Origin of the sequence: Blattabacterium cuenoti, from assembly GCF_014251335.1 — a bacterium.
GTDB lineage: Bacteria > Bacteroidota > Bacteroidia > Flavobacteriales > Blattabacteriaceae > Blattabacterium > Blattabacterium cuenoti_G.
Genome location: NZ_CP059186.1, coordinates 56,524 through 79,224 on the forward strand (window position 1 = coordinate 56,524; position 22,701 = coordinate 79,224).

Consider the following 22,701-nt stretch of genomic DNA (forward strand, 5'->3'; position numbering starts at 1 on the left):
AAATTATAATAAAATTTATTTAAAATTTAAATTATGATAATACAGGTAAAAGTTCCTTCTCCAGGAGAATCAATTACAGAGGTAGAAGTATCCACATGGTTCGTAAAAAATGGAGATTATGTTAATAAAGGTCAAACAATAGCAGAAATAGATTCAGATAAAGCAACTTTAGAAATTACTGCAGAATCTGATGGAATAATAAACATAATGGTAAAAAAAGGAGAAAGAGTACGAGTTGGAGATATTTTATGTATTATTGATCCCTCTAAAAAAGAGACGAAAAAACATAAAGAAAAAATTGTTTATGTTCACGAAAAAAAAGATAATTTTGAAAAAATATCTCCTTTAAACCTTAAAATACCTTCTCCAGCTTCAAAAAAAATTTTGAAAGAAAAAAATATTTCTATAGAATCTATTCAAGGGACTGGAAAACACGGTAGAATTACGAAAAAAGATTGTATTTCTCATTTAGAGAATGAAAAAAATGAAACTTATTTTTTTTCTACTACTAGTATGGATAAACCGATTTATAGATCAAAAACAAGCACACCTCTTTCTTCTCTAAGAAGGAAACTTTCTGAAAGATTGGTTTATGCAAAAAATCAAATTGCTTCTCTTACCACATTTAATGAAGTAGATATGCTAGAAATTTTTCTTATTAGAAGAAAATATAAAGATCTCTTTAAGGAAAAACATGGAGTGAATTTGGGTTTTATGTCTTTTTTCACTATGTCTTGTGTCAGGGCTTTGAAACTTTATCCAGATATAAATGCGATGATTAGTGGAGAACAAAAAATTAATTTTGAATATTATGATATTAGTATTGCTATATCTGGACCTAAAGGATTAATGGTTCCAGTAATTAGAAATGCAGAACATTTATCATTTCGTGGAATAGAACAAGAAATATATAAATTGTCAACACGAGTTCATAGTGGAACAATATCTATTGATGAGATGACAGGAGGTACTTTTACTATTACTAATGGAGGTATTTTTGGATCTATGTTGTCCACTCCGATTATAAATCCACCACAAAGCGCTATATTAGGAATGCATAAAATTATAGAAAGAGCTGTAGTGGTTGATGGGGCCGTGGAAATACGTCCTATGATGTATTTAGCTTTATCTTATGATCATAGAATCATTGATGGAAGAGAATCTGTAGGATTTCTAGTATCTGTAAAAGAAACCATAGAAAATCCTATAAAATTCTTGATGGGAGGAAATGAAGAAAATATTTATAAAATATTAGAATTGTAATATAAAGACATAAGGTTTGTTCAAGGTTTAAAATAAAATATGAAAAAAATTTTTTTTATTCTTCTTTCTTTTTCTTTTATTTTTTTATTAAAAGGAGTAGAAAAACAAGAATCTAATAATAAAATAAAAATCATAATAAAAAAAAAAGAAGATAAATCATATCTTACAAAACCAAAACCTGTTAACATAATTTTTATGTTACCTTTATTTTTTAGTTCTACTAAACTAAATCAAGAAAGTAAAGAATTAAGTGATCATGCTTTGTCCTTTTATCTTGGGGCGAAAACAGCTATTGATTTTCTTATTAAAAATAAAAAACAACAAAAAATAAATATTAAAATTTTTGATACTAAAAATGAAAAAAAAAGAATAGCTAACTTTATAGAGTCATATGACTTATCAAAAATACATGTTATTATAGGTCCTTTTTTTCGTTCTTCTTTAGAAGAAATTGCTAAAAATAATAAGAAAATACCTATTATTTCTCCTTTTATTTCTTCTGACTATTTAAATTTTTATCCTAATATTGTTCAAGCTGAAGCAAAAAATATTTATCTAATAGAACCTATTTTAGAGGAAATTAAAATTATTCACCAAAAAGAAAAAATAAAAACTTTATATCTGTTAGGAGAAGATCCAGGAAAAAAAATAATAAATTTCATAAAGAAAAAATTGTTACAATGTAATCCTCATTTTCAAGTTTTTTATTTGAAAAACAATTTTTTTAATGTTGTAAACGATATGCCTTTTTTTGCAGTTTTTTTAGGAGGGAATCCTTTTTTAGGAAAAAAATTTATTGAATTTATCAAAGGATTTTCTAAAAAAAAAATTATCCCTTTTGGGATAGGTTACAATAGTGTTTATTATGAAAATATTTCCTTCTTAAAAGAATATAAATTTTTATTTACAACTAAGTATCATTTTAACAAAAATGATGAGACTAAAAGGAAAATGTTTTTTTTTATGAGAAAAAAACTTGGATATCATTTAAACAAATACCAATTATTGGGATTTGATTTATCTTATGATATATTGTGTCGATTGATTGAAAATAACAATTTATTTAAAATCATAGATAAAAAACCTTTTTCAGGATTGGTTAGCAAATATAAATATGAAAAAATATCTGATAAAGGAGGATATATCAACAGAGGATTATGGATTATTCGTTTACATTAAATTTATTTTCTCCCATAAGGATCAGGTCTATTTATATTTCCTATTCTTTTCATTTGTATTTTTATGATTTGAATTTGATCATGTAATAAACCGGAGATATCCATTTTTTTTGCTTCTAACAGCAAAAATTCAGCTCTTTTTTTATTTCCTTTTGATAGGGCCGCTATTGCCAAGTTTAGTTTAGCAATAGCTATATTTTGTTTAAATTTTAGTCCTGAATCTAAAGCCTTTTGCATATAATGTTCTGATTGAAAAATATTTTTTTCTGAATACAAAATTCCATTCAAAAAATAATAATAAGCCATTTGATTTTTAGTTAACTGTAATTTAGGACTCTTAACGTATTCTAAATATTTTTTTAATCCTTTCGTGTCTTTTTTCCGTATTTTAAGAAAGGCTAATAATAAAAATTCATTCCTAAAGATCAAAAAAACAGGGACCAAACTTAGTAAAAGTAGAATATATCCATATATATAATTCTTGTGAAAGAATGAAAAAATAGAGGTCAATAAAAGAAATAGAAATAATCCTATTTTTGAATATTTACTCATGATTAAAATTTTTATTCTTAACATCAGAATAAATATGTTTTTCTTTAATCCAATGGATAAGATCTTGATAATTTATATTATTTAAAGTATGTCCAGAGTCATATTCTTTATAAAATAAAGAAAATATTTTCTTTTGTTTTAAAAATTTTAATCCTTTTTTTACCCAATTCACAGGTATTATGGGATCATATTTACCATGAGATATAAAAAATTCTAAATCAGTATAATAATTTATTTTTTTTGGCAAAATACTATTTTCTAAATATCCACTTAAAGCGATTACTTTTTTTATTTTATCAGAATTTTTTAGTGCGATAGCGTAGCTTAAAATAGCACCTTGACTAAACCCACATATCCATATTGGATTTTGTTTCAATTGATACTCTTTTATGGCTTCATGGATAAAGAATGATATTTTTTCAATAGTTTTTTTAGCCTGTATTATATTAATAAATTTTTTTTCATTATCAAAATCTATATCATACCAAGAGTATTTATCTGTTCCGATAGAATAAAGACCTTGAATGCTAATTATAAAGAAATCTTCTGGAAGATTCTTTGTAAAAGAAAAAAGATCTTTTTCATTACTTCCATATCCGTGAATCATTAAAAATAGGGTGTTTTCATTTCCACTTATGGATTTTTTTATAATATGTTTAATAGAAAGTTGATTTTTTAAAAGCATAAAATATTTTTATTTATCAATCTTGTATACTGTTCCATTTTCTATTTTTAGTTTTTCATCAGCCATATCTGCTAATTGTAGATTATGAGTGACAATTAAAAAAGTTTGTTTGAATTGATGATTAAGTAAAGCAAAAAAATTATGTAATTTTTCTGCATTTTTTGAATCCAAATTTCCAGAAGGTTCATCTGCAAAAATTATTTTTGGATCATTAATTAAAGCCCTTGCTACAGATAACTTTTGTTTTTGTCCTCCAGATAATTCTTCTACTTTTGAATTTTCATATTTAGATAAGTTTAATTTATTTAATAAGTTTATAGCTTTTTCTTTCACATATTTTTTATTTTTTTTGTTAATAAAACCTGGCAAACAAATATTTTCTAATACAGTAAATTCAGGAAAAAGTTGAGGAGTTTGAAATATAAAACCTATTTTTTGATTTCTTAAAATAGAGAGTTCTTTATCTGTAAGAGATAATATTTCTTTTTTATTTATTTTTAAAATAGTTTTTATTTTTTTATTTATAGTCGGTTTTTCTAAAGTTCCTAAAATATGTAGTAAAGTACTTTTTCCTGCACCAGACTCTCCTAAAATGCACACTATACTTCCTTCTTTTACCATGATATTTACTCCTTTTAAAACTTCATCTTTTCCAAAAGATTTGTAAATATTTTCAGCCTGAATCATTTTTTCGTAAATTTAAAATTATCCTTATTATAACGCTAAAAAAATCGTTTCAAAAGTAAACGAATTTTCGTTTAAATTTACTTTTAAAATTATTTTCAATGAATTTACATGAATACCAAGGTAGAGAAATATTGAATTCTTTTTCAATTCAAGTGCCTGATGGCAGGCTGGCTTTTTCACCTGAAGAAGCGGTAAAAGTAGCTAAAATTATTTTTAAAAAAACTAAAAAAAATTCTTTAGTGATTAAAGCTCAAATACATGCTGGAGGACGAGGAAAAGCAGGTGGTATTCAAATCGCAAAAAATTTGGATGAAGTTTACGAAAAATCGCAAAAAATTTTAGGAAAATTTTTGATTACTTCCCAAACTTCCAAAAAAGGAAAATTGGTTCGGAAGATTTTGTTATCTGAAGATGTTTATTTTTCTGAATTAAATCCTCCAACAGAATATTATTTATCCATATTATTAAATCGTGATATAGAAAAAAATATAATCCTATATTCTCAAGAAGGAGGAGTAAACGTAGAAAATATTTCAACCAAAAATGGAAATAAAATATATACAGAAGTAATAGATCCGATATTGGGACTTCAATTATTTCAAACAAGAAAAATTGGTTTGAATTTAGGAATTCATAATAATGAGTCTTTAAAAAATTTTAGTATTTTTCTATTTTCACTTTATAAAGCTTACATTACTTCCGATGCTTTATTATTAGAGATCAATCCTTTGATAAAAACATTTAACCAAAAATTTATTCCCGTTGATGTAAAAATTATTTTGGATGATAACGCTTTGTTTCGTCATAAAAAATACGATTTGATACATGAAAGAGATGATCTTAATGCAATAGAAAGAGAAGCGGTTGAAGCTAAATTAAATTTTTTAAAATTGGAAGGAAATGTAGGATGTATGGTGAATGGAGCTGGATTAGCTATGGCTACTATGGATATGATTAAGTCTTGTGGAGGTATTCCTGCTAATTTTTTAGATATAGGAGGATCTGCTGATCGAGAACGTGTAGAAAAAGCTTTTTATTTGATATTGAAGGATAAATCTGTAAAAACAATATTAATCAACATATTTGGAGGGATTGTACGTTGTGATACAGTTGCAGAAGGAATTGTCAATTCTTATTCTAAAATTAATCATGATATTGAAATACCTGTAGTTGTTCGTTTACAAGGAACAAATGAAAAAATAGCAAAAAAATTGATAAAAAAAAGTTTGTTACCTATTTATTTTACTGATACTTTAAAAGAAGCGGCCGATAAGATTCAAGAAATTTTATATAAAAGAAGCAGCTGATAAGATTCATTTTTTATGAAAAAAAATTTTTCTGTATTATCTGAAAAATATAAACCCTTAAAATGGAATGAAGTCATAGGGCAAAAAGACATAATTTTTATTTTAAAAAAAGCAATACAAGAAAATTGTTTATCTAAAATTTTATTTTTTTTTGGTCCAGAAGGGGTAGGAAAAAATACATGTGCACGTATTTTATCAAATGAATTAAATTCTTTTTCAGAATTAGAAAATTTTTCTTTGAATGTATTTGAAATTAATGGACTTTTTAATGATTCATTAGAATATTTTGATAAAATCATCAGTAAATCTCGTTTTTTTCCTAAAATAGGAAAATATAATGTATTTATAATTAATAATATACATATGTTTTCTCAATGTTTTTTTAATTTTTTTATAAGATTTATAGAAGAAAAACATACACATGTATTATTCATTTTTTGTGGGACAGAAGAAAAAAAAATTCCTAAATTGATTCTATCACGTTGTCAAGTTTATGAATTCAAAAGTGTTTCTACAAAAGAAATTTTTTTACATTTCAAAATGATCGCTGAAAAAGAAAATATAAAAGTGGAAAGTGAGGCGTTATTGATTTTATCAAAACATGTAAAAGGATCTATTAGTAAAGCTTTTTATTTATTTGATAAATTAATTTTATATAGTGAAAAAAAAATATCTAAAGAGTTTATAATCAAAAAATTAGGAATTATTGATATAAAGTATTATTTTAAAATAGTAGATTATATTTTAGACAAAAAAATACATAAAGTATTCATTTTATTAGATCAAATTTTACAAGAAAAAATTGGTTCTTATGATTATTTAATTATAGGATTAACCAAACATTTCAGAAATTTATTTTTATCTAAAAATGATGAAACAATTTCTATTTTGAAATTTAAAAAAGAAATAATATTCTCTTACATTGCACAATCAAAAAAAATATCTTATTTTTTTTTAGTGAATGCTTTGAATATTTGTATTCGATTGAAAAGAGAATATGAAAGATTAAATCAAAATTATAGATTAACAATAGAAATTTATCTAATACAGTTGGCTTATTTATTTGATAATCAAAAAAATAAAAATTCTTCCTTAATAGAAGAAGAAAAAAAAAAATGAAAAATTTTATAAAGATTATGAGATTATTCAATTTTTACAAAAAAATTGGACAGAATTCGTACAAAAATTTTCCGGTAAAATAAATCCTATTTATTTATATTTTTTGAAAAAAGAAATACAATTCCAAATAGAAAAAAATAAAATATTTTTTGTAATCCCATCTAAATTAGGAGACCATAGTTTTTTGTTAATTCAAATACATTTTTTAAAATATTTTAAAGAAAAGTTCAATAATCCACATTTAGAATTTGAAATAGTGAAAAAAAATTCAGAGATAATAAAACAATATAATCTTTTATATCAGAAAAATAAGTTGATAGAAACATTAATAGAACGATTGAATTTAAAAATTTCTTCTTCTGAAATACAAAAAAAGAAAAAATTTTGATAAACGATTCTTTTTATTTCTACAAATTAGAAATAAAAGAGATATTTTATCTTTTTTAGTTATTTATTTATAAAATATTTTAATGATTTTAATTTATGATTCATCATTATTCGTCAAACAGTAGAAAAAAAATTTTTTTCTCTTCTGCTTATTCCGATGAAGATATTGAAAATGATAGCACCGCCTCTTCTTATGGATCTGGAGGAAGTGGGACAGGTTCTGGTTACTATGGAGGAGGATCTTCAATAAAAAGTAAAACTCCTGTTTTAGATAATTTTGGAAGAGATTTAAATTCCATAGCTATGGAAGGAAAATTAGATCCAGTGGTAGGTAGAGATCAAGAAGTTGAACGTGTATCTCAAATATTGAGTAGGAGAAAGAAAAATAATCCTCTTCTCATCGGAGAACCTGGAGTCGGAAAATCTGCTATTGCTGAAGGATTAGCATTACGTATTGTGCAGAAAAAAGTTTCTAGAGTATTGTATAATAAGAGAGTGGTTGTATTAGATTTAGCAAGTTTAGTTGCTGGAACTAAATATAGAGGTCAATTTGAAGAAAGAATGAAAGCTATTATAAATGAATCAGAAAAAAATACAGGATTAATTCTTTTTATAGATGAAATTCATACTATGATTGGAGCAGGAGGAACTACAGGTTCATTAGATGCTTCTAACATATTTAAACCTGCTTTAGCAAGAGGATATATTCAATGTATAGGAGCTACTACACTAAATGAATATAGACAGTATATAGAAAAAGATGGAGCATTAGAAAGAAGATTTCAAAAAATCATTGTGCAACCTTCTTCTGATAAAGAAACCATAGAAATCTTAAAAAAGATAAAAGGAAAATATGAAAGTCATCATAATGTGATTTATACAGAAGAAGCTATAAAAGCTTGTGTTAATCTTACTGTGCGATATATTGTAGATCGTTTTTTACCAGATAAAGCGATTGATGCTTTAGATGAAGCTGGATCCCGTGTTCACATTAAGAACATAAAAGTTCCACAGGAAATAGTTCTTTTGGAAAAAGAATTAGAAAGCATTCGAAAAGAGAAATCTAAAGTAGTTAAAAGTCAAAAATACGAAGAAGCGGCACGATTACGTGATACAGAAAAACGAATAGAAAAACAATTAATAAAAGCTCAAAAAGAGTGGGAAGAATCTTCTAAAAAAAATAAAGAAATTGTATCCGAAGAAAATGTTGAAGAAGTGGTCTCTATGATGAGTGGAGTTCCAGTAAATAAAATAGCTCAAGCTGAAATGAAAAAATTGAGCAAAATGATAGATATATTAAAAGAAAAAATAGTGGGACAAAATGAAGCTGTAGAAAAAATAGTCAGAGCAGTTCAAAGAAATAGAACTGGATTGAAAGATCCCAATTCCCCTATAGGTTCTTTTATTTTTTTAGGACAAACAGGAGTAGGAAAAACTTATTTGGCAAAAATTTTTGCTAAAGAATTATTTGATTCTGAAGAATCATTAATTAGAATAGATATGAGTGAATATATGGAAAAATTTTCTGTATCTAGATTAATAGGAGCCCCTCCAGGTTATGTAGGTTATGAAGAAGGAGGACAATTAACAGAGATCATACGTCGTAGACCTTATTCTGTAATATTATTGGATGAGATAGAAAAAGCACATCATGAAGTATTTAATGTTTTATTACAAATGTTAGACTATGGATGTGTAACAGATAGTATTGGAAGAAAAATAAATTTTAAAAATACCGTAATTATTTTTACTTCAAATACGGGAACACAACAATTAAAAGAGTTTGGACAGGGAATCGGGTTTCATACTCAAGCAAGAAAATTAAATAATTATATTAAAAATGTATTAGAACAAGCTTTAAAACGAACTTTTTCTCCTGAATTTTTAAATAGAATAGATGATATTATTATTTTTAATTCTCTAACAAAAGAAGATATATCGAAAATAACTTGTATAGAATTAAAAAAAATAATTCTTCATGTCTCCAATTTGGGTTATGAATTGATTCTATTTCCTGAAGTAATAGATTTTATTAAAAAAAGAGGATTTGATCAAGAATATGGAGCACGTCCTTTAAAAAGAGTAATAGAAAAATTTATAAAAAACCCTATATCTGAATATATAATTAGTGAAAAATTAAAAAAAGGAGATAAAATTTCACTAAAAATGAATGTAACTCATGACAATGTAAAAGTATTAATTAGTCAAAAAAAATGAATATTTTTATAAAAAAAAATGTTATTGAAAGAATATTAGATTTTTTATATCCTAATCCAACTAGTACTCTGTATTATATTAACGAATTCACTTTATTGATTGCCATAATATTAACAGCTAGAACTAAAGAAAAAAAAGTCAATGAAATCACAAAATATCTATTTAAAGAAATAAATACACCCATGGATATAATTTCTATTGAAAAAATAAAAAATTATATAAAAAATATAGGTCTTTATAATATAAAATCTAAAAATATTTATGATTTATCCGTCATATTAATAAAAGAATATAATGGAATTATTCCTAAGGATATTTCAAAATTAAAATCTTTACCAGGAGTAGGACATAAAACAGCGTCTGTTTTTTTATCTCATGTATCTAATGAATCTGTATTTCCTGTGGATACTCATATTCATAGAATGATGTTTCGTTGGAAATTAAGTAATGGAAAAAATGTGAAACAAACAGAAAAAGATGCAAAACGTATTTTCAAAAAAGAAAATTGGAAAAAATTACATTTTCAAATTATTTTTTATGCTAAAGAATATTCTCCATCCCAAAAATGGGATTATAAAAAAGATATTATATACCAAGAATTATTAAGTAATAATTTACTGTAAACTAATTAAATTTACCTTTCCTTTAAAAAGGTAAATCATCAAAATCATCAGAGGATAAAGAAGAAGATGAAGAGGTGGATGTGGTAGAAGTTTTATTTGAAGTTCCTGTATAATTAGAATGATTTTCTATTTTCCACCCTTGAATAGAATTAAAATATTTAATAATTCCTTCAGGATTTGTCCATTCTCTTCCTCTAATGTTTATGAAAATTTTTATTTTATCTTTTAGTTTTACATTTTCTAACAAATCCACTTTTTCTTGAATAAATTCAACTAATATATTTTGAGGATATGCCTCTTCAGTGGTAATAACTATTTCTCTTTTTTGAAATCCGCTATTAAATTTTTGAATATCAAATAGTTTTTTGACTATTCCTATGATTTCCATGAAACTTAAAATTTATTTTTTTTTACTATTATTCTTTTTTTTAAGAGTTTCTCCAATTTGGTTAGAAATATTAAATGAAGTGATCATATTGTTTAACATTTCACTCGCTGATCCTGGTGAATTAGGTAACAAAATTAAATTAGTATTTCCACTTTCTCCCATAGATTGAAGAGTATCATAGTGTTGTGTTACAACAATCAAAGCAGAAGCTTCTTGTGAATTAATTCCTACATTGTTTAAGACTTCTACTGATTCTAAAATTCCTCTAGCTATTTCTCTACGTTGATCTGCTGTTCCTTTTCCTTGTAATTTTTTACTTTCAGCTTCTGCTTTTGCTTTAGCTACAATTTTAATTCTCTCAGCTTCTGCTTTATATTCAGCTGCTACTTTTTCTCTTTCCGCTGTATTAATTCGATTCATGGCTTGTTTGACTTGTTCGTCGGGATCAAGATCTGTAACTAATGCTTTAATTATAGAATAACCATAATCTAACATAGATCCTTCCAATTCTCCTTTAACTGCAAGAGCGATATGATCTTTTCGTTCAAAAACATCATCTAAACGCATTTTTGGAACTTCCGCTCTAACAACATCAAATATATAAGAAGTAATCTGAGCATGAGAATTATCCAATTTATAAAAAGCTTCATATACTTTCTCTTTTATGACTTTGAACTGAACCGACACTTTTACTTTAACAAAAACATTATCTTTTGTTTTTGTATCTACCAATACATCTAATTGTTGAATTTTTAATGTTAATTTTCCTACTATATTATCCATAACAGGAACCTTAAAATTTAATCCAGCGTAACAAATATTATGAAATTTTCCCATTCTTTCAAGAATAGCTGCTGTTTCTTGGTTCACTATAAAAATAAAACTAGAAAAAAAAGATAAAATTAAAAGAACCAATATTCCATAAAATAATAAACTGAAAATACTCATATTCAAAAAAATTTATAACAATCCTAGTTCTAAACGTGCTTCTTCGCTCATAAATTCCCGACTCCAAGGCGGATCAAATGTTAAAACAACATCCACTTTTTTTATTCCTTGTATAGATTTAACTTTCTCTTTTACTTCCAAAGGTAAACTTTCTGCTACTGGACAATTAGGTGTAGTTAAAGTCATTACTATTTTTACTTTATCTTTTCCAACAACTTGAACATCGTAAATGAGACCTAATTCATAAATATCTACAGAAATTTCTGGATCAGATATACTTTTTAATACAGAAATAATACGTTCTTCTAACGAAAAATCTTGATTCATTTTTCTTCTTTTTTTATTAAAGATCCAAATTGATCAAAATAACGAATAGGATAACCTAACTTTCTAAGATTAGGTAATATATCATTAACTTTTCCAACAATTATAATTCTACCATTTTTTGTGAAAAAAAATTTTTTGCATGATTGATATATATTATCTATCGTAACTGATTCGATTTGATTTAAATAATTTTTGTAAAACCCACTTGGAAGATTATTTTTTAATTCACATATAAAAAGGTCACTAATTCTATTAGGATCTTCAAAATCAAGAATAAATTGACCATTCACTTCTTTTTTCTTAATATTTAATTCTTCCAAAGAAACTTTATTTTTCGTTATTTCCACAATTTCTTTTATAAGATCCTCTATAACCTTTTCTGTTACTTCATTTCTAACTTGAGTATAAACTGAAAAATAACCAATATTTCTGTCAGATTTTAAAATAGAATAAGCTCCATATGTATAAGCCTTTTTTTCTCTAAGATTTAAGAATAAACGACTTTGAGGCCCGCCTCCCAAAATTCCATTTGCCAGTATAGAAGAAAAGTATTCAGGATCATTTTTTCTTAAGCAAACCGGTCCACCAAAACAAATAGTAGATTGAGTCAAAGAAGGAATATCCACTACATCTATTTCTATTTTAGATGGGACCACGTACTCTTCTATAACAGGGTCTTCTATATATGATTTTTTCTTCCATTTAGAAAAATAAAGAGCACACAATTTTTCTACTTCTTTTTTAGATACATCTCCGACAAAAGAAAGATAGGATATATTTGGGATATAATATTTTTCGTACAGTTTTTTCAAGTCATGAAGAGTAATATTTTTAATAGTATCATGAGTTTCGTATTCTCCATAAGGATGGTTTTTCCCAAAATATAAAATGTTTCTTACTCTTTGTAAGATAGAATTTGGATCCTTTTCTGAAAGGCTAATATCTATAATTCTTTGTTTGATTATTTTATCTAATTCTTTGGAATTATCAAATATGCTATTCATTAAAATATCGCTCATGACATAGACAGATTTATCCAAATATTTTTTCATAGTGAAAACAGATATTTCAGAAAAAGAAGTGTATAAACTACACCCCATATAATCAATTATCTCATCTAGTTCTTCTTTGGTGGAATTCCTTGTTCCAGAACGAAGCATTTGACCAAAAATTTTTTTTATTCCCGCCTTATCTTTTTCTAAGAAAGGTTTACAATCCAATTCTAATCCAATTCTAACTAAAGGAAGTTTATGATTTTCTACGATTAGAACTTTTAACCCATTTTTCATTTGAAAAAATTTAGGTTTCTCAATATTTATAGTAGTCTTTCTTTTGAGAGATTGAGGTGGTATATTCCGATTAAATCTATGAGCAAACATAATTATTGTATGAAAAAAAATTATTACGGCAATGACAATTTTTATAAAAAATTTATTTATCTGTGTTATTGTTATCGGGAACATTATATAAACGAACTCTATTATTTTTATTTAAATATTTATTAGCAACTATTTTTATATCTTCTATAGTTATTTCTCGATATTTTTCTATATCAGTATTGATTAAGTCAGCATTACGATAATATAAATAATAGTGAGATAAATTTGCAGTAATTCCACTCATAGAATAATTATCGGAAATAAATTTTTTTTCAAAATAGTTTTTTTGTTTATCCAATTCATATTGTGTGATTCCTTGTTCCTTTAAAAGATCGATTTCTTCATCTATTATTTTTGTTAATTGATTTAATGTTATTCCAGGATTTATTAATCCATATATTACAAAAATACCATAATCTTCCATTGTATCTAAAAAAGAACCGGCATAAGAAGCTGTTTGTTTTTTGTTTACAATACTTTTTATTATACGAGAACTTTCTCCAGAAGATAATACGTGATCAATAATTTTTAATACATAAGAATCTTTATTTGTTAGTTTAGGCACTCTATAGGATAAAAATACTCCAGGAACCTTAGTATTTTTATCCACGTAAGTGGAAAATATTTCTTTTTTCATCGGTTCTTCTTCTATTTTTTTCATTCTAAAATTCATCTTTCCTTTAGGAATAGATGCGAAATATTTTTTAATTAATATTTTAGCTTCATTCATATTAAAATCACCGGACACAACTAAAACAGCATTATTTGGAACATAGTAAGTGTTATAAAATTCTTTATAATCCGCTTCTGTAGCCGCATCCAAATCTTGGTCTAATCCAATAATTGGATATTTATATGGATGTTTTTTGAATAATAATGAAGGAATAATTTCCGAAATCGCTTTCATATATGGTTGATTTTCTACTCGCATTTTTTTTTCTTCTTTTACCACTTCCCTTTGTATGTTAATACTTTCTTCATCAACTTTTGCATGAAGCATTCTTTCCGATTCTAACCATAAAGCTAATGGAAGACGATCAGATGGCAAGATTTCATAATAACAAGTTTCATCATAATTTGTATAAGCATTATTTTTTCCTCCATTAGAGGCTATATATTTAAAATATTCTCCTTTTTTAATATTTTTGGATCCTTCAAACATAAGATGTTCGAAAAAATGAGCAAAACCTGATCTACCAGGTATTTCATTTTTACTTCCTACATGATACAAAACGGAAATAGAAACTAAAGGGTTTGTTTGATCTTGGTGTAAAATAACATGCAACCCATTTGATAGTTTTTCTTCGAAAAATTTAATTTTATACGACTTTTTATAAGAATTAAACTCTTTGGAAATCAGGTTATTATATCCCATAGTTATTAACATTAATAAAAAAAAATAAATCCTATTCATGAAACAAAGTTAAAGATTCATAGATTCATATAAAGAAATTTACGAATTTTTTTTTCCAAAAAATGAGATTTTTTTATTTTATTTTGTTTATAATATAAAATTATGAATTCATTATAATTTATAGTATGAGAAGAATTTTATTTTTTATTTTCATTTTTTCTATTTTTTTAATAATAATAGGAGGAAATAAACTAAAAGCTGATAGTATAAAAGGAGACGTAGAAAATGGAACTAAACTTTTTAAAAAAAATTGTACAGCATGCCATTCCATAGAGTTAGAAAAAAAAATGATAGGACCTGCTTTATATGGAGTGACTGAAAAAAGAAGTCGTAAATGGTTACACGAGTGGATTAAGGATAATAAATCCTTAAGAAAAAGCGGAGATAAAGATGCCATAGCAATTTATAAGGAATATGGAAATATAGAAATGAATTCATTTTCTCAATTATCAGAAAAACAGATAGATGATATATTATCTTTTATAATAAAAAGTCCAGATTCAAAAAAAGAGACAGAAAATCATGTTAATAATAATGAAACTCATGAAAAAAAAGAAAAAGAATTTTTAGTGAAATTAATTATTTTCTGTTTTGGTATTTTATCTTTAATTCTGATTTGGATTTTATATAGAATACAAATTCTAATCAGATTAATAAATCAAGGAGAAACAGAGGTTTCTATTTTTAGAAAAAAAAATTTTATAATAAATATTTTATATAAAAAAATATTGGGAAATGACAAAAAAAAATGGTATTTATTTTCTTGTTTTACAGGTTTTTTTTTGTTAGCAGGAATATATGAAAGTTGGAGTTTTTTAATGAAAATAGATGTAAATAAGGGGTATAAACCTGAACAGCCTATTTATTTTTCTCACAAAATTCACTCTGAAATTAACAAAATTGATTGTCAATATTGTCATTCTTCTGCAAAGTATGGAAAGGTATCTGGTATTCCTTCAGTTAATGTTTGTATGAATTGTCATATTACTATTCATGAATATAATGGAGATTATTTAGAAAAAGGAAAAAGTAGAGATGAATATAATAAGGAAATACAAAAAATATATCATGTTGTAGGGTGGGATCCTGAAACAAGAAAATATTCTAAAAAAACTCATCCTATTCAATGGATACGTATTCACAATATGCCAGATTTTGTATACTTTGATCATTCTCAACATATCCTAACAGGAGAAAAAACAATTAAAAAATTAAAAAAAGTAAATTTAGTTTGTAATGCCTGTCATGGAGAAGTTCAGAAAATGGATACAGTAGAAATGTCTAATGATTTTACTATGGAATGGTGTATTTCTTGTCATAAAACTGTAGAAATAGATATTCAAAATCGATATTATAAAGAATATTTTCCGAATAAAAAAAATAAAATAACTGTTGATATGATTGGAGGAACAGAATGCGCTAAATGTCATTACTGAAAAAAAAATGAAAGCGATTAATAAAATTATTATGAAATTAAATAAAAAGGAAAAAATATTTGATAATTATAATCCGATCAAAGATCTCTTTAAAGGAGAAACATCTAGACGTGATTTTCTTAAGTGGTTAGGGTTTGGTACGGCTTCAGTAACTTTAGCCGCTTGCAAAGGGCCAGTAATAAAATCTATACCTTATGTAGTCAAACCAGATAATATAACACCAGGGATTCCTAATTATTATGCATCAACTATGATTGATTCTTTTGATATAGGAAGTGTTTTGGTGAAAACAAGAGAAGGCCGGCCTATAAAAATAGAACCTAATTCATCTTCTGAATACTTTAATACAACTTCTGCAAGAATACAATCTTCTTTGTTATCTCTTTATGACGAAGAAAGATTACGAAATCCTTTTTTAAAAGGAAAACAAAGTTCTTGGAAAGAAATAGATAATTATGTGATTCAACATTTGAAATATTTATCTAAAACGAAAAAATATATAATTTTCCTTTCTTATTCTTTTCCAAGTTTTTCAACAAAAAAATTAATTCAAGATTTCAAAAAAAAATATTCTTATACTAAATGGATTACTTATGATCCTATTTCATATTCCAAAGCTTTGGATGCTTCAGAAGAAACGTTTGGAGTTCGTGGATTCCCTGTATTTGATTTAGAAAAATCAGAATTAATAGTTTCATTTGATGCTGATTTTTTGGGAGATTGGAGTCCAGAAAATATGGCAAAATCTTATGTTCTTAATAGAAGACCTAATAAAAATATGATGCAGCATATTCAAATAGAAAGTAATATGACAATAACTGGAGCCAATGCAGATATTCGTTTATCTAAGAAACCTTCTGATATAAAAAAAATGTTGCTTGAAATTTTTCAAAAAATTTTTTTAGGAAAAAAACCTAAAGATGAAAATGCAGAGAAAATAGCTTTATTAATAAATAAAATGGGATCTAAAAGCGTTATTCTTGCAGATGGAGATGAAGAATCTTATGAATTATCTTTTTTGATTAATAAAAAAATTAATAGTCATGCGTTACAAAGGAATAAATTCTTTTTTTCAAAAGAAAGTAATGATAATGAATTCATAAATTTTTTGAAAAATTTAGAAAAAGAAAATATTGGAGGTTTATTTATTCACAATGTAAATCCTATTTACAGTCTTCCATTATCTATTTCTGAAAAAGTAAAAAAATTTATAAAAAAAATACCTTTAACAGTTTCTTTTTCTATGAAAAAAGATGAAACCAATGAAATGATGGATGTATTAGCACCTATTCCTCATTGGTTAGAAAGTTGGGGAGACACTTATCCAGTTACTAATGTTCATACATTAATACAACCCACGATTCAACCGATTTTTAGTACAAGGCAATTTCAAGATTCTTTAATAATTTGGAGCGAAATTAAAGAAAAAAATTATTACGAATATTTGAAAAAAACTTGGGAAAAAGATATCGTTCCTAAATCTAATGTTTCCTCTTTTAATGAAGCTTTATTTCATGGAGTAGTGAAAATAACAAACCATAAACCTGTTTCAGGTAATTTGAATTTTTCAATAAGTAACAAAAAAATCAAAAAATATGGAAAAAAGATAGTTGATAAAAAAGTAGAAAAAAACTTTGAACTTAGATTCTACACAAAAATTAGTATGGGAGATGGACATCAATATAATAATCCTTGGTTACAAGAACTTCCGGATCCCATTACGCGCACTACATGGGATAATTATTTAACTATATCATATTTTGATGCGAATAAAATGGGATTGAAAAATTGGAATTCTGGAGATGGATCTATAAATGGAAACTGTGTAGATTTAATTAAAAATAATAAAACGATAATTCAAAATATTCCTGTTTTTATTCAACCTGGACAAGCCGTAGGATCTATAGGTTTAGCTTTTGGTTATGGTCAGAATCAAGGAAAGTTATCTAAGCTAGTTAATGGAAAAAACGCTTACAGAGGTTATGAAAATTTTTTTATAGTACAAAATAATATACAAATAAAAAAAGTAGATGAAATACATAAATTTGCTTGTGTACAGTTGCACCACACAACGGTAGGAAGAAGTTTAGTGAAAGAAACAGATTTAGATATATTCTTAAATAATCCTAAAGAAATTTGGAATGAAGAAGAAAAAGTTTTAACTCATAAAGGAATGCTTTCTCAAGAAAAAATTTCGATTTGGGATCAAAATCATGAAAATAAGAATGGACATCATTTTAATTTATCTATAGATTTAAATGCTTGTATTGGATGTGGCGCTTGCATCATCGCATGTCATTCTGAAAATAATGTACCTGTTGTTGGAAAAAAGGAAATAGAGAAATCTAGAGATATGCATTGGTTACGTATAGATAGGTATTACTTTTCACAAGAAGAAAATAACGAAAAAGATATTTATAAAAGTCCAAAAATAACATTTCAACCGATCATGTGTCAACATTGTGATCATGCTCCTTGTGAAACAGTATGTCCTGTTGGAGCGACTTCTCATGGAACACAAGGTCAAAATATGATGATATATAACCGTTGTGTAGGAACTCGTTATTGTGCAAATAATTGTCCTTATAAAGTCAGACGATTTAATTGGTTTAATTATGCTAATAATCAAAAATTTGATTTTAACATGAATAATACTTTGGGAAAAATGGTTCTAAATCCAGATGTTGTTGTTAGAAGCAGAGGAGTCATGGAAAAATGTTCTTTATGCATACAAAGAACACAGCATGTTATAGGAATTGCAAAAAAAGAAAATAGAAAAGTTAAAGATAAAGAATTTGAAACAGCTTGCAGTATTTCTTGTCCTACCAAAGCTATTACTTTTGGAGATATTAATGATACGACTAGTCTTATTTCTAAAAAAATAAAAAATTCTAGATCTTATAAACTATTAGATTTTATAGGGGTAAGACCTAATGTATCTTATCAATTGAAAATTAGAAATAAAAAGAAAAATGAAATAGAGAAAATGAAATAGAGAAAATTATGTTAAATCATTATGAATCTTCTATAAGGAAACCCCTAATTTTAGGAAAAAAAACATTAAAAAAAATTACCGATGATATATTAAATCCTATTAAAAGTAAAGCCGGAAATATGTGGTGGATATCTTTACTTATTTCTTTTTTAGCTTTTTTATGGGGACTAGGATGCATTTTTTATACAATTGGAACAGGTATTGGTGTATGGGGATTAAATAGAACTATTAACTGGGCTTGGGATATTACCAATTTTGTTTGGTGGGTTGGAATTGGTCATGCTGGTACTTTAATTTCAGCTGTTTTGTTATTATTTCGTCAAAAATGGCGTTTATCTATTAATCGTTCAGCAGAAGCAATGACAATTTTTGCAGTAATCCAAGCGGGATTATTTCCTATTATTCATATGGGAAGACCATGGAATGCTCATTGGGTATTACCTATCCCTAATCAATTTGGGACTTTATGGCCGAATTTTAATTCTCCTTTATTATGGGATGTATTTGCTATTAGTACTTATTTTTCTGTTTCTACAGTTTTTTGGTTCATGGGATTAATTCCAGATTTTGCGATGATCCGAGATCGGATTTCAGATCCTTTTCAAAAAAAAATATATAGTATTCTTAGTTTTGGATGGGGAGGAACATCAAAAGATTGGCAAAGGTTTGAAGAAGTCTCCTTAATTTTAGCTGGTTTATGCACCCCATTAGTATTCTCTGTACACACTATTGTTTCTTTTGATTTTTCTACTTCTGTAATTAAAGGTTGGCACAGTACAATCTTTCCTCCATATTTTGTAGCAGGAGCTATATTTTCTGGTTTTGCTATGGTTCAAACTTTATTAGGGGTAGCAAGAAAAGTCCTTTCTTTAGAAGATTATATTACCAAAAATCATGTTGAATATATGAACATGATTATTTTACTAACAGGAGGAATTGTTTTATTAGCTTATATTTCAGAATTTATTCTTGCTTGGTATTCAGGAAGTCCTTTTGAAAAATTCATTTATTTTTCTGTAGAAGCATCTAAAGGACCATTTTGGTGGGCTTTTTGGGCTCTGATCATTTGTAATATCATTATCCCTCAATTTTTATGGATAAAATCTGTACGAAGAAGTTTTTTCTGGTCTTATGTTATAGCTATCATCATAAATATTGGAATGTGGTTTGAAAGATTTGACATTATTGTTTTAAATTTAAGCCGTGATTATCTTCCTTCTTCTTGGACAGGGTTTATTCCTTCATTTGTAGATGTTGGAATTTTTATAGGAACCATTGGTCTATTTTTCATACTTTATTTATTATACATACGTGTTTTTCCTGTTATTTCACAATCAGAATTAAAAACAATATTGAACCCAGATCATGATCATGATAAAAAATAATGAAATGAAAATGAATGTAAATGCATATTCATATGTACATGCATTATATAATAATGATAATACGTTGATAAATAGCATTAAAATTATACAGGATCATAATTATAACATCCATGATGTATATTCTCCTTTTCCTATTCATAATTTAAACAATGTGTTAAAACTAAAAAAAACAAATTTATCTTTTTTGTCTTTTATATATGGATTATTGGGCTTTTGCATAGCTTGTATATTAACTTGGTATACTATGATTTGGGATTGGCCTCAAAATATTGGAGGAAAACCCTCTTTTTCTTGGATTAGAAATATTCCTTCTTTTGTTCCTGTTATATTTGAGTTAACAATTTTTTTTTCTGCACATTTTATGTGTATCACTTATCTTATTCAATGTAGATTATTTCCAGGACGTGTGCCAAAAAATCCGGATCCAAGAACAACTGATAACATGTTCTTATTAGAAATTCATACTGAAAAAAATACCGAAAAATTAGCAGATCTATTAAAAGAAAATGGAGCAATAGAGGTTCTGATAAAAAAATATTAAACTAAAATTAAAAATATTATAAGTTAAGTGTAGTATTATGAATAAATATTTTGACGAAATTATTATTATTTTAAATATGGTTTTATTAATATTTCTAGAATCTTGTTGGTTTGATAAAACCAAACCTAATATAGTATATATGCCGGATATGTATTATTCTGAAGCATATGAACCTTATTCAGATCCTTATCCTAATTATAAAGAAACTAAAAAAATTAAAATTCCTTTTTTTTTAAAAAATAAAACTTCTTCTCTCTTATCAGTAAAAGGGACTATTTCTAGAAATGACTTATTTTATGATTTAATAGATATTGAAAAAAATAAAGAATTGAACAATTCAAAAAATATAGTTAAAAATCCACTATATAACCATGAAGAAAAAGAAATTACAATAAAAAAAGGAAAAAAATTATATCAAATCAATTGTTCTATATGTCACGGTAAAAATGGAGATGGAGAAGGAGAATTGGTGAAAAATGAAAAGATTTTTGGAATTCCTAATTATAAAGATAGAGATCTTACTATTGGTAGTATTTATTATGTTGTTACATATGGAAAAAATAATATGAATTCTTATGCTTCACAATTAAATGAAATAGATAGATGGAGAGTTTCAGAATATGTTATGTTTCTAAAAAATAAAAATAAATAAAATTAACATGTATCAGTTTTCTAAAAAAAATAAGAATATTATTATTATTATAATAATTATAGGTTTTATTTTTATTTTTTTAGATAAAATCTTTCAGGATCATAAACCTTGGACGCTATTATATATTTCCATTTTTTATTTCACTTCTATATCTCTAGGAACATTGTTTTTTTTGGGGATACAAAATATTTCAAAATCAGGTTGGTCCGTAATTATTCATCCTATTATGGAGGAAATTTCTTCTTTTATACCATATGGTGGTTTTATGATTCTTATCTTTTTGTTATTAAATACAATGGATATTGTACGTATCTTTCATTGGATGAATTCCGATTTATATAATCCTATTTCTTTGAAATATGATAAAATTATTGCAAATAAAAAACTATTTTTTAATGTTACATTTTTTTTGGTTAGAGCTGTGATTTATGTATTAGGATGTAGTTTTTTTTATTTAAATATTAAAAAAATATCATATAGATTATATATGTCATATTCTTTAAAAAATTATAATAAATTATATAATAGATCTGTTATTTTTGTTATATTTTTCTCTATCATTTCCATATTTATGATATGGGATTGGATTATGTCTTTAAATCCACATTGGTTCAGTACTTTATTTAGTTGGTATGTTTTGAGTAGTTTCATTATAACAGGGATAAGCACTATCACAATAATAGCTATTTATCTTAAGAAAAGAGGAGACTTTCCTTTCTTTAATAAAAATCATTTACATGATCTAAGCAAATACTTATTTTCTGGGAGCTTATTATGGACTTATCTTTGGTTTTCACAATTTTTACTTTATTGGTATGGAAATATTCCAGAAGAAATTACATATTTTATAAAAAGAGAAGAAATTTATAATTCCATTCATTTTTGGATGTTAATTCCTAACTTTTTAATTCCTTTTTTTGTATTAATTAGTAGTAAAAACAAATCAAATTACAAAATAGTATTTTTAGTATCTTTAATATTACTTATCGGTCATTACATAGATATATATAATTTAATAGCTCCAGATATTAATAATGGGATTAAATTTTGTATATTCGAAATAATAGGTTCTTTATTAATAATAGGGGGATTTTTTATTTATATTTTATTATTAAATTTTAATAAAAGAAAATTTCATTCTTCTATTTCTGCAGGGAATCCTTTTTTTCAAGAAAGTAAAAATTATAAGTATCCTTATATGTAAAAAAGGAAATTATA

21 protein-coding genes are annotated in these 22,701 nt (G+C 25.6%); 13 read left to right on the forward strand and 8 right to left on the reverse strand.

Annotation, left to right across the window (positions count from 1 at the left end):
- Positions 1-33 precede the first annotated feature (33 nt).
- Positions 34-1,263, forward strand: coding sequence for a 2-oxoglutarate dehydrogenase complex dihydrolipoyllysine-residue succinyltransferase (gene odhB / locus H0H73_RS00225; RefSeq protein ID WP_185852188.1), 1,230 nt, complete (start codon positions 34-36; stop codon positions 1,261-1,263).
- Positions 1,264-1,302: 39 nt separating this feature from the next.
- Positions 1,303-2,442 carry a type 1 periplasmic-binding domain-containing protein gene (locus H0H73_RS00230; protein ID WP_185852189.1) on the forward strand — a complete coding sequence of 380 codons (1,140 nt, stop codon included), beginning with the start codon at positions 1,303-1,305 and terminating at the stop codon, positions 2,440-2,442.
- 2 nt (positions 2,443-2,444) lie between these two features.
- Here H0H73_RS00230 and H0H73_RS00235 read toward each other — a convergent pair whose 3' ends face one another.
- Genes H0H73_RS00235 through H0H73_RS00245 form a run of 3 tightly spaced genes read right to left on the reverse strand, consistent with a single transcriptional unit; the run spans position 2,445 to position 4,365 of the window.
- Positions 2,445-2,993, reverse strand: coding sequence for a hypothetical protein (locus H0H73_RS00235; protein ID WP_185852190.1), 549 nt, complete (start codon positions 2,991-2,993; stop codon positions 2,445-2,447).
- Entirely contained in the window at positions 2,986-3,678 is a 693-nt protein-coding gene (locus H0H73_RS00240; protein ID WP_185852191.1) for an alpha/beta hydrolase, read from the reverse strand. The genes H0H73_RS00235 and H0H73_RS00240 overlap by 8 nt, the downstream gene beginning before the upstream one ends.
- 9 nt (positions 3,679-3,687) lie before the next feature.
- Positions 3,688-4,365, reverse strand: a complete 678-nt coding sequence (locus tag H0H73_RS00245) for an ABC transporter ATP-binding protein (RefSeq protein WP_185852192.1) — start codon at positions 4,363-4,365, stop codon at positions 3,688-3,690.
- A 98-nt stretch (positions 4,366-4,463) separates the two neighbouring features.
- On the opposite strand from H0H73_RS00245, the gene sucC reads away from it, so the two are divergent.
- The 5 genes from sucC (at position 4,464) to H0H73_RS00265 (ending at position 10,018) form a co-directional block, all read left to right on the forward strand.
- Positions 4,464-5,672 carry an ADP-forming succinate--CoA ligase subunit beta gene (sucC, locus tag H0H73_RS00250; protein WP_185852193.1) on the forward strand — a complete coding sequence of 403 codons (1,209 nt, stop codon included), beginning with the start codon at positions 4,464-4,466 and terminating at the stop codon, positions 5,670-5,672.
- 15 nt (positions 5,673-5,687) lie between these two features.
- Complete coding sequence (locus tag H0H73_RS00255) at positions 5,688-6,791, forward strand: AAA family ATPase (RefSeq protein WP_238784357.1); 1,104 nt, start codon at positions 5,688-5,690, stop codon at positions 6,789-6,791.
- Between the two features lie 103 nt (positions 6,792-6,894).
- On the forward strand, positions 6,895-7,179 hold the full coding sequence (locus H0H73_RS03095; protein ID WP_238784358.1) for a hypothetical protein: 285 nt from the start codon (positions 6,895-6,897) through the stop codon (positions 7,177-7,179).
- Positions 7,180-7,274: 95 nt separating this feature from the next.
- Positions 7,275-9,395, forward strand: coding sequence for an ATP-dependent Clp protease ATP-binding subunit (locus tag H0H73_RS00260; RefSeq protein ID WP_185852194.1), 2,121 nt, complete (start codon positions 7,275-7,277; stop codon positions 9,393-9,395).
- A complete protein-coding gene (locus tag H0H73_RS00265) occupies positions 9,392-10,018 on the forward strand; it encodes an endonuclease III domain-containing protein (RefSeq protein ID WP_185852195.1) in 627 nt (208 codons plus the stop codon). The genes H0H73_RS00260 and H0H73_RS00265 overlap by 4 nt, the downstream gene beginning before the upstream one ends.
- Positions 10,019-10,040: 22 nt before the next feature.
- On the opposite strand, the gene H0H73_RS00270 is transcribed toward H0H73_RS00265, so the two are convergent.
- Genes H0H73_RS00270 through H0H73_RS00290 form a run of 5 tightly spaced genes read right to left on the reverse strand, consistent with a single transcriptional unit; the run spans position 10,041 to position 14,435 of the window.
- Positions 10,041-10,406, reverse strand: coding sequence for a DUF3127 domain-containing protein (locus H0H73_RS00270; protein WP_185852196.1), 366 nt, complete (start codon positions 10,404-10,406; stop codon positions 10,041-10,043).
- Positions 10,407-10,418: 12 nt separating this feature from the next.
- Positions 10,419-11,354, reverse strand: a complete 936-nt coding sequence (locus tag H0H73_RS00275; protein ID WP_185852197.1) for an SPFH domain-containing protein — start codon at positions 11,352-11,354, stop codon at positions 10,419-10,421.
- A gap of 12 nt (positions 11,355-11,366) precedes the next feature.
- On the reverse strand, positions 11,367-11,681 hold the full coding sequence (locus tag H0H73_RS00280) for an iron-sulfur cluster assembly protein (protein ID WP_185852198.1): 315 nt from the start codon (positions 11,679-11,681) through the stop codon (positions 11,367-11,369).
- Positions 11,678-13,060 carry a M16 family metallopeptidase gene (locus H0H73_RS00285; RefSeq protein WP_238784359.1) on the reverse strand — a complete coding sequence of 461 codons (1,383 nt, stop codon included), beginning with the start codon at positions 13,058-13,060 and terminating at the stop codon, positions 11,678-11,680. Before H0H73_RS00285 ends, H0H73_RS00280 begins: the two co-directional genes overlap by 4 nt.
- A 52-nt stretch (positions 13,061-13,112) precedes the next feature.
- Entirely contained in the window at positions 13,113-14,435 is a 1,323-nt protein-coding gene (locus H0H73_RS00290; protein WP_238784360.1) for a M16 family metallopeptidase, read from the reverse strand.
- Between the two features lie 164 nt (positions 14,436-14,599).
- Between H0H73_RS00290 and H0H73_RS00295 the strand changes: the two genes are divergently transcribed.
- From H0H73_RS00295 to H0H73_RS00320, 6 genes are read left to right on the forward strand one after another with little or no spacing between them, the layout of a single operon-like run.
- Positions 14,600-15,910: a c-type cytochrome gene (locus H0H73_RS00295; RefSeq protein WP_185852201.1), complete on the forward strand. Its 1,311-nt coding sequence runs from the start codon at positions 14,600-14,602 to the stop codon at positions 15,908-15,910.
- A gap of 31 nt (positions 15,911-15,941) precedes the next feature.
- A complete protein-coding gene (locus tag H0H73_RS00300; RefSeq protein ID WP_185852464.1) occupies positions 15,942-18,905 on the forward strand; it encodes a 4Fe-4S dicluster domain-containing protein in 2,964 nt (987 codons plus the stop codon).
- A gap of 8 nt (positions 18,906-18,913) precedes the next feature.
- Entirely contained in the window at positions 18,914-20,290 is a 1,377-nt protein-coding gene (gene nrfD, locus H0H73_RS00305) for an NrfD/PsrC family molybdoenzyme membrane anchor subunit (RefSeq protein ID WP_185852202.1), read from the forward strand.
- Entirely contained in the window at positions 20,277-20,831 is a 555-nt protein-coding gene (locus tag H0H73_RS00310; RefSeq protein ID WP_238784361.1) for a DUF3341 domain-containing protein, read from the forward strand. The genes nrfD and H0H73_RS00310 overlap by 14 nt, the downstream gene beginning before the upstream one ends.
- A gap of 37 nt (positions 20,832-20,868) precedes the next feature.
- A complete protein-coding gene (locus H0H73_RS00315; protein WP_185852203.1) occupies positions 20,869-21,483 on the forward strand; it encodes a c-type cytochrome in 615 nt (204 codons plus the stop codon).
- A 7-nt stretch (positions 21,484-21,490) separates the two neighbouring features.
- Positions 21,491-22,687, forward strand: coding sequence for a hypothetical protein (locus H0H73_RS00320; protein WP_185852204.1), 1,197 nt, complete (start codon positions 21,491-21,493; stop codon positions 22,685-22,687).
- Positions 22,688-22,701 lie beyond the last annotated feature (14 nt).

What these genes read in the sequence shown, in the direction of transcription:
- odhB (WP_185852188.1), top strand. Translation starts at nt 34, where the DNA reads ATGATAATACAGGTAAAAGTTCCTTCTCCAGGAGAATCAATTACAGAG.
- H0H73_RS00230 (WP_185852189.1), top strand. Translation starts at nt 1,303, where the DNA reads ATGAAAAAAATTTTTTTTATTCTTCTTTCTTTTTCTTTTATTTTTTTA.
- H0H73_RS00235 (WP_185852190.1), bottom strand. Translation starts at nt 2,993, where the DNA reads ATGAGTAAATATTCAAAAATAGGATTATTTCTATTTCTTTTATTGACC.
- H0H73_RS00240 (WP_185852191.1), bottom strand. Translation starts at nt 3,678, where the DNA reads ATGCTTTTAAAAAATCAACTTTCTATTAAACATATTATAAAAAAATCC.
- H0H73_RS00245 (WP_185852192.1), bottom strand. Translation starts at nt 4,365, where the DNA reads ATGATTCAGGCTGAAAATATTTACAAATCTTTTGGAAAAGATGAAGTT.
- sucC (WP_185852193.1), top strand. Translation starts at nt 4,464, where the DNA reads ATGAATTTACATGAATACCAAGGTAGAGAAATATTGAATTCTTTTTCA.
- H0H73_RS00255 (WP_238784357.1), top strand. Translation starts at nt 5,688, where the DNA reads ATGAAAAAAAATTTTTCTGTATTATCTGAAAAATATAAACCCTTAAAA.
- H0H73_RS00260 (WP_185852194.1), top strand. Translation starts at nt 7,275, where the DNA reads ATGATTCATCATTATTCGTCAAACAGTAGAAAAAAAATTTTTTTCTCT.
- H0H73_RS00265 (WP_185852195.1), top strand. Translation starts at nt 9,392, where the DNA reads ATGAATATTTTTATAAAAAAAAATGTTATTGAAAGAATATTAGATTTT.
- H0H73_RS00270 (WP_185852196.1), bottom strand. Translation starts at nt 10,406, where the DNA reads ATGGAAATCATAGGAATAGTCAAAAAACTATTTGATATTCAAAAATTT.
- H0H73_RS00275 (WP_185852197.1), bottom strand. Translation starts at nt 11,354, where the DNA reads ATGAGTATTTTCAGTTTATTATTTTATGGAATATTGGTTCTTTTAATT.
- H0H73_RS00280 (WP_185852198.1), bottom strand. Translation starts at nt 11,681, where the DNA reads ATGAATCAAGATTTTTCGTTAGAAGAACGTATTATTTCTGTATTAAAA.
- H0H73_RS00285 (WP_238784359.1), bottom strand. Translation starts at nt 13,060, where the DNA reads ATGTTTGCTCATAGATTTAATCGGAATATACCACCTCAATCTCTCAAA.
- H0H73_RS00290 (WP_238784360.1), bottom strand. Translation starts at nt 14,435, where the DNA reads ATGGGATATAATAACCTGATTTCCAAAGAGTTTAATTCTTATAAAAAG.
- H0H73_RS00295 (WP_185852201.1), top strand. Translation starts at nt 14,600, where the DNA reads ATGAGAAGAATTTTATTTTTTATTTTCATTTTTTCTATTTTTTTAATA.
- H0H73_RS00300 (WP_185852464.1), top strand. Translation starts at nt 15,942, where the DNA reads ATGAAATTAAATAAAAAGGAAAAAATATTTGATAATTATAATCCGATC.
- nrfD (WP_185852202.1), top strand. Translation starts at nt 18,914, where the DNA reads ATGTTAAATCATTATGAATCTTCTATAAGGAAACCCCTAATTTTAGGA.
- H0H73_RS00310 (WP_238784361.1), top strand. Translation starts at nt 20,277, where the DNA reads ATGATAAAAAATAATGAAATGAAAATGAATGTAAATGCATATTCATAT.
- H0H73_RS00315 (WP_185852203.1), top strand. Translation starts at nt 20,869, where the DNA reads ATGAATAAATATTTTGACGAAATTATTATTATTTTAAATATGGTTTTA.
- H0H73_RS00320 (WP_185852204.1), top strand. Translation starts at nt 21,491, where the DNA reads ATGTATCAGTTTTCTAAAAAAAATAAGAATATTATTATTATTATAATA.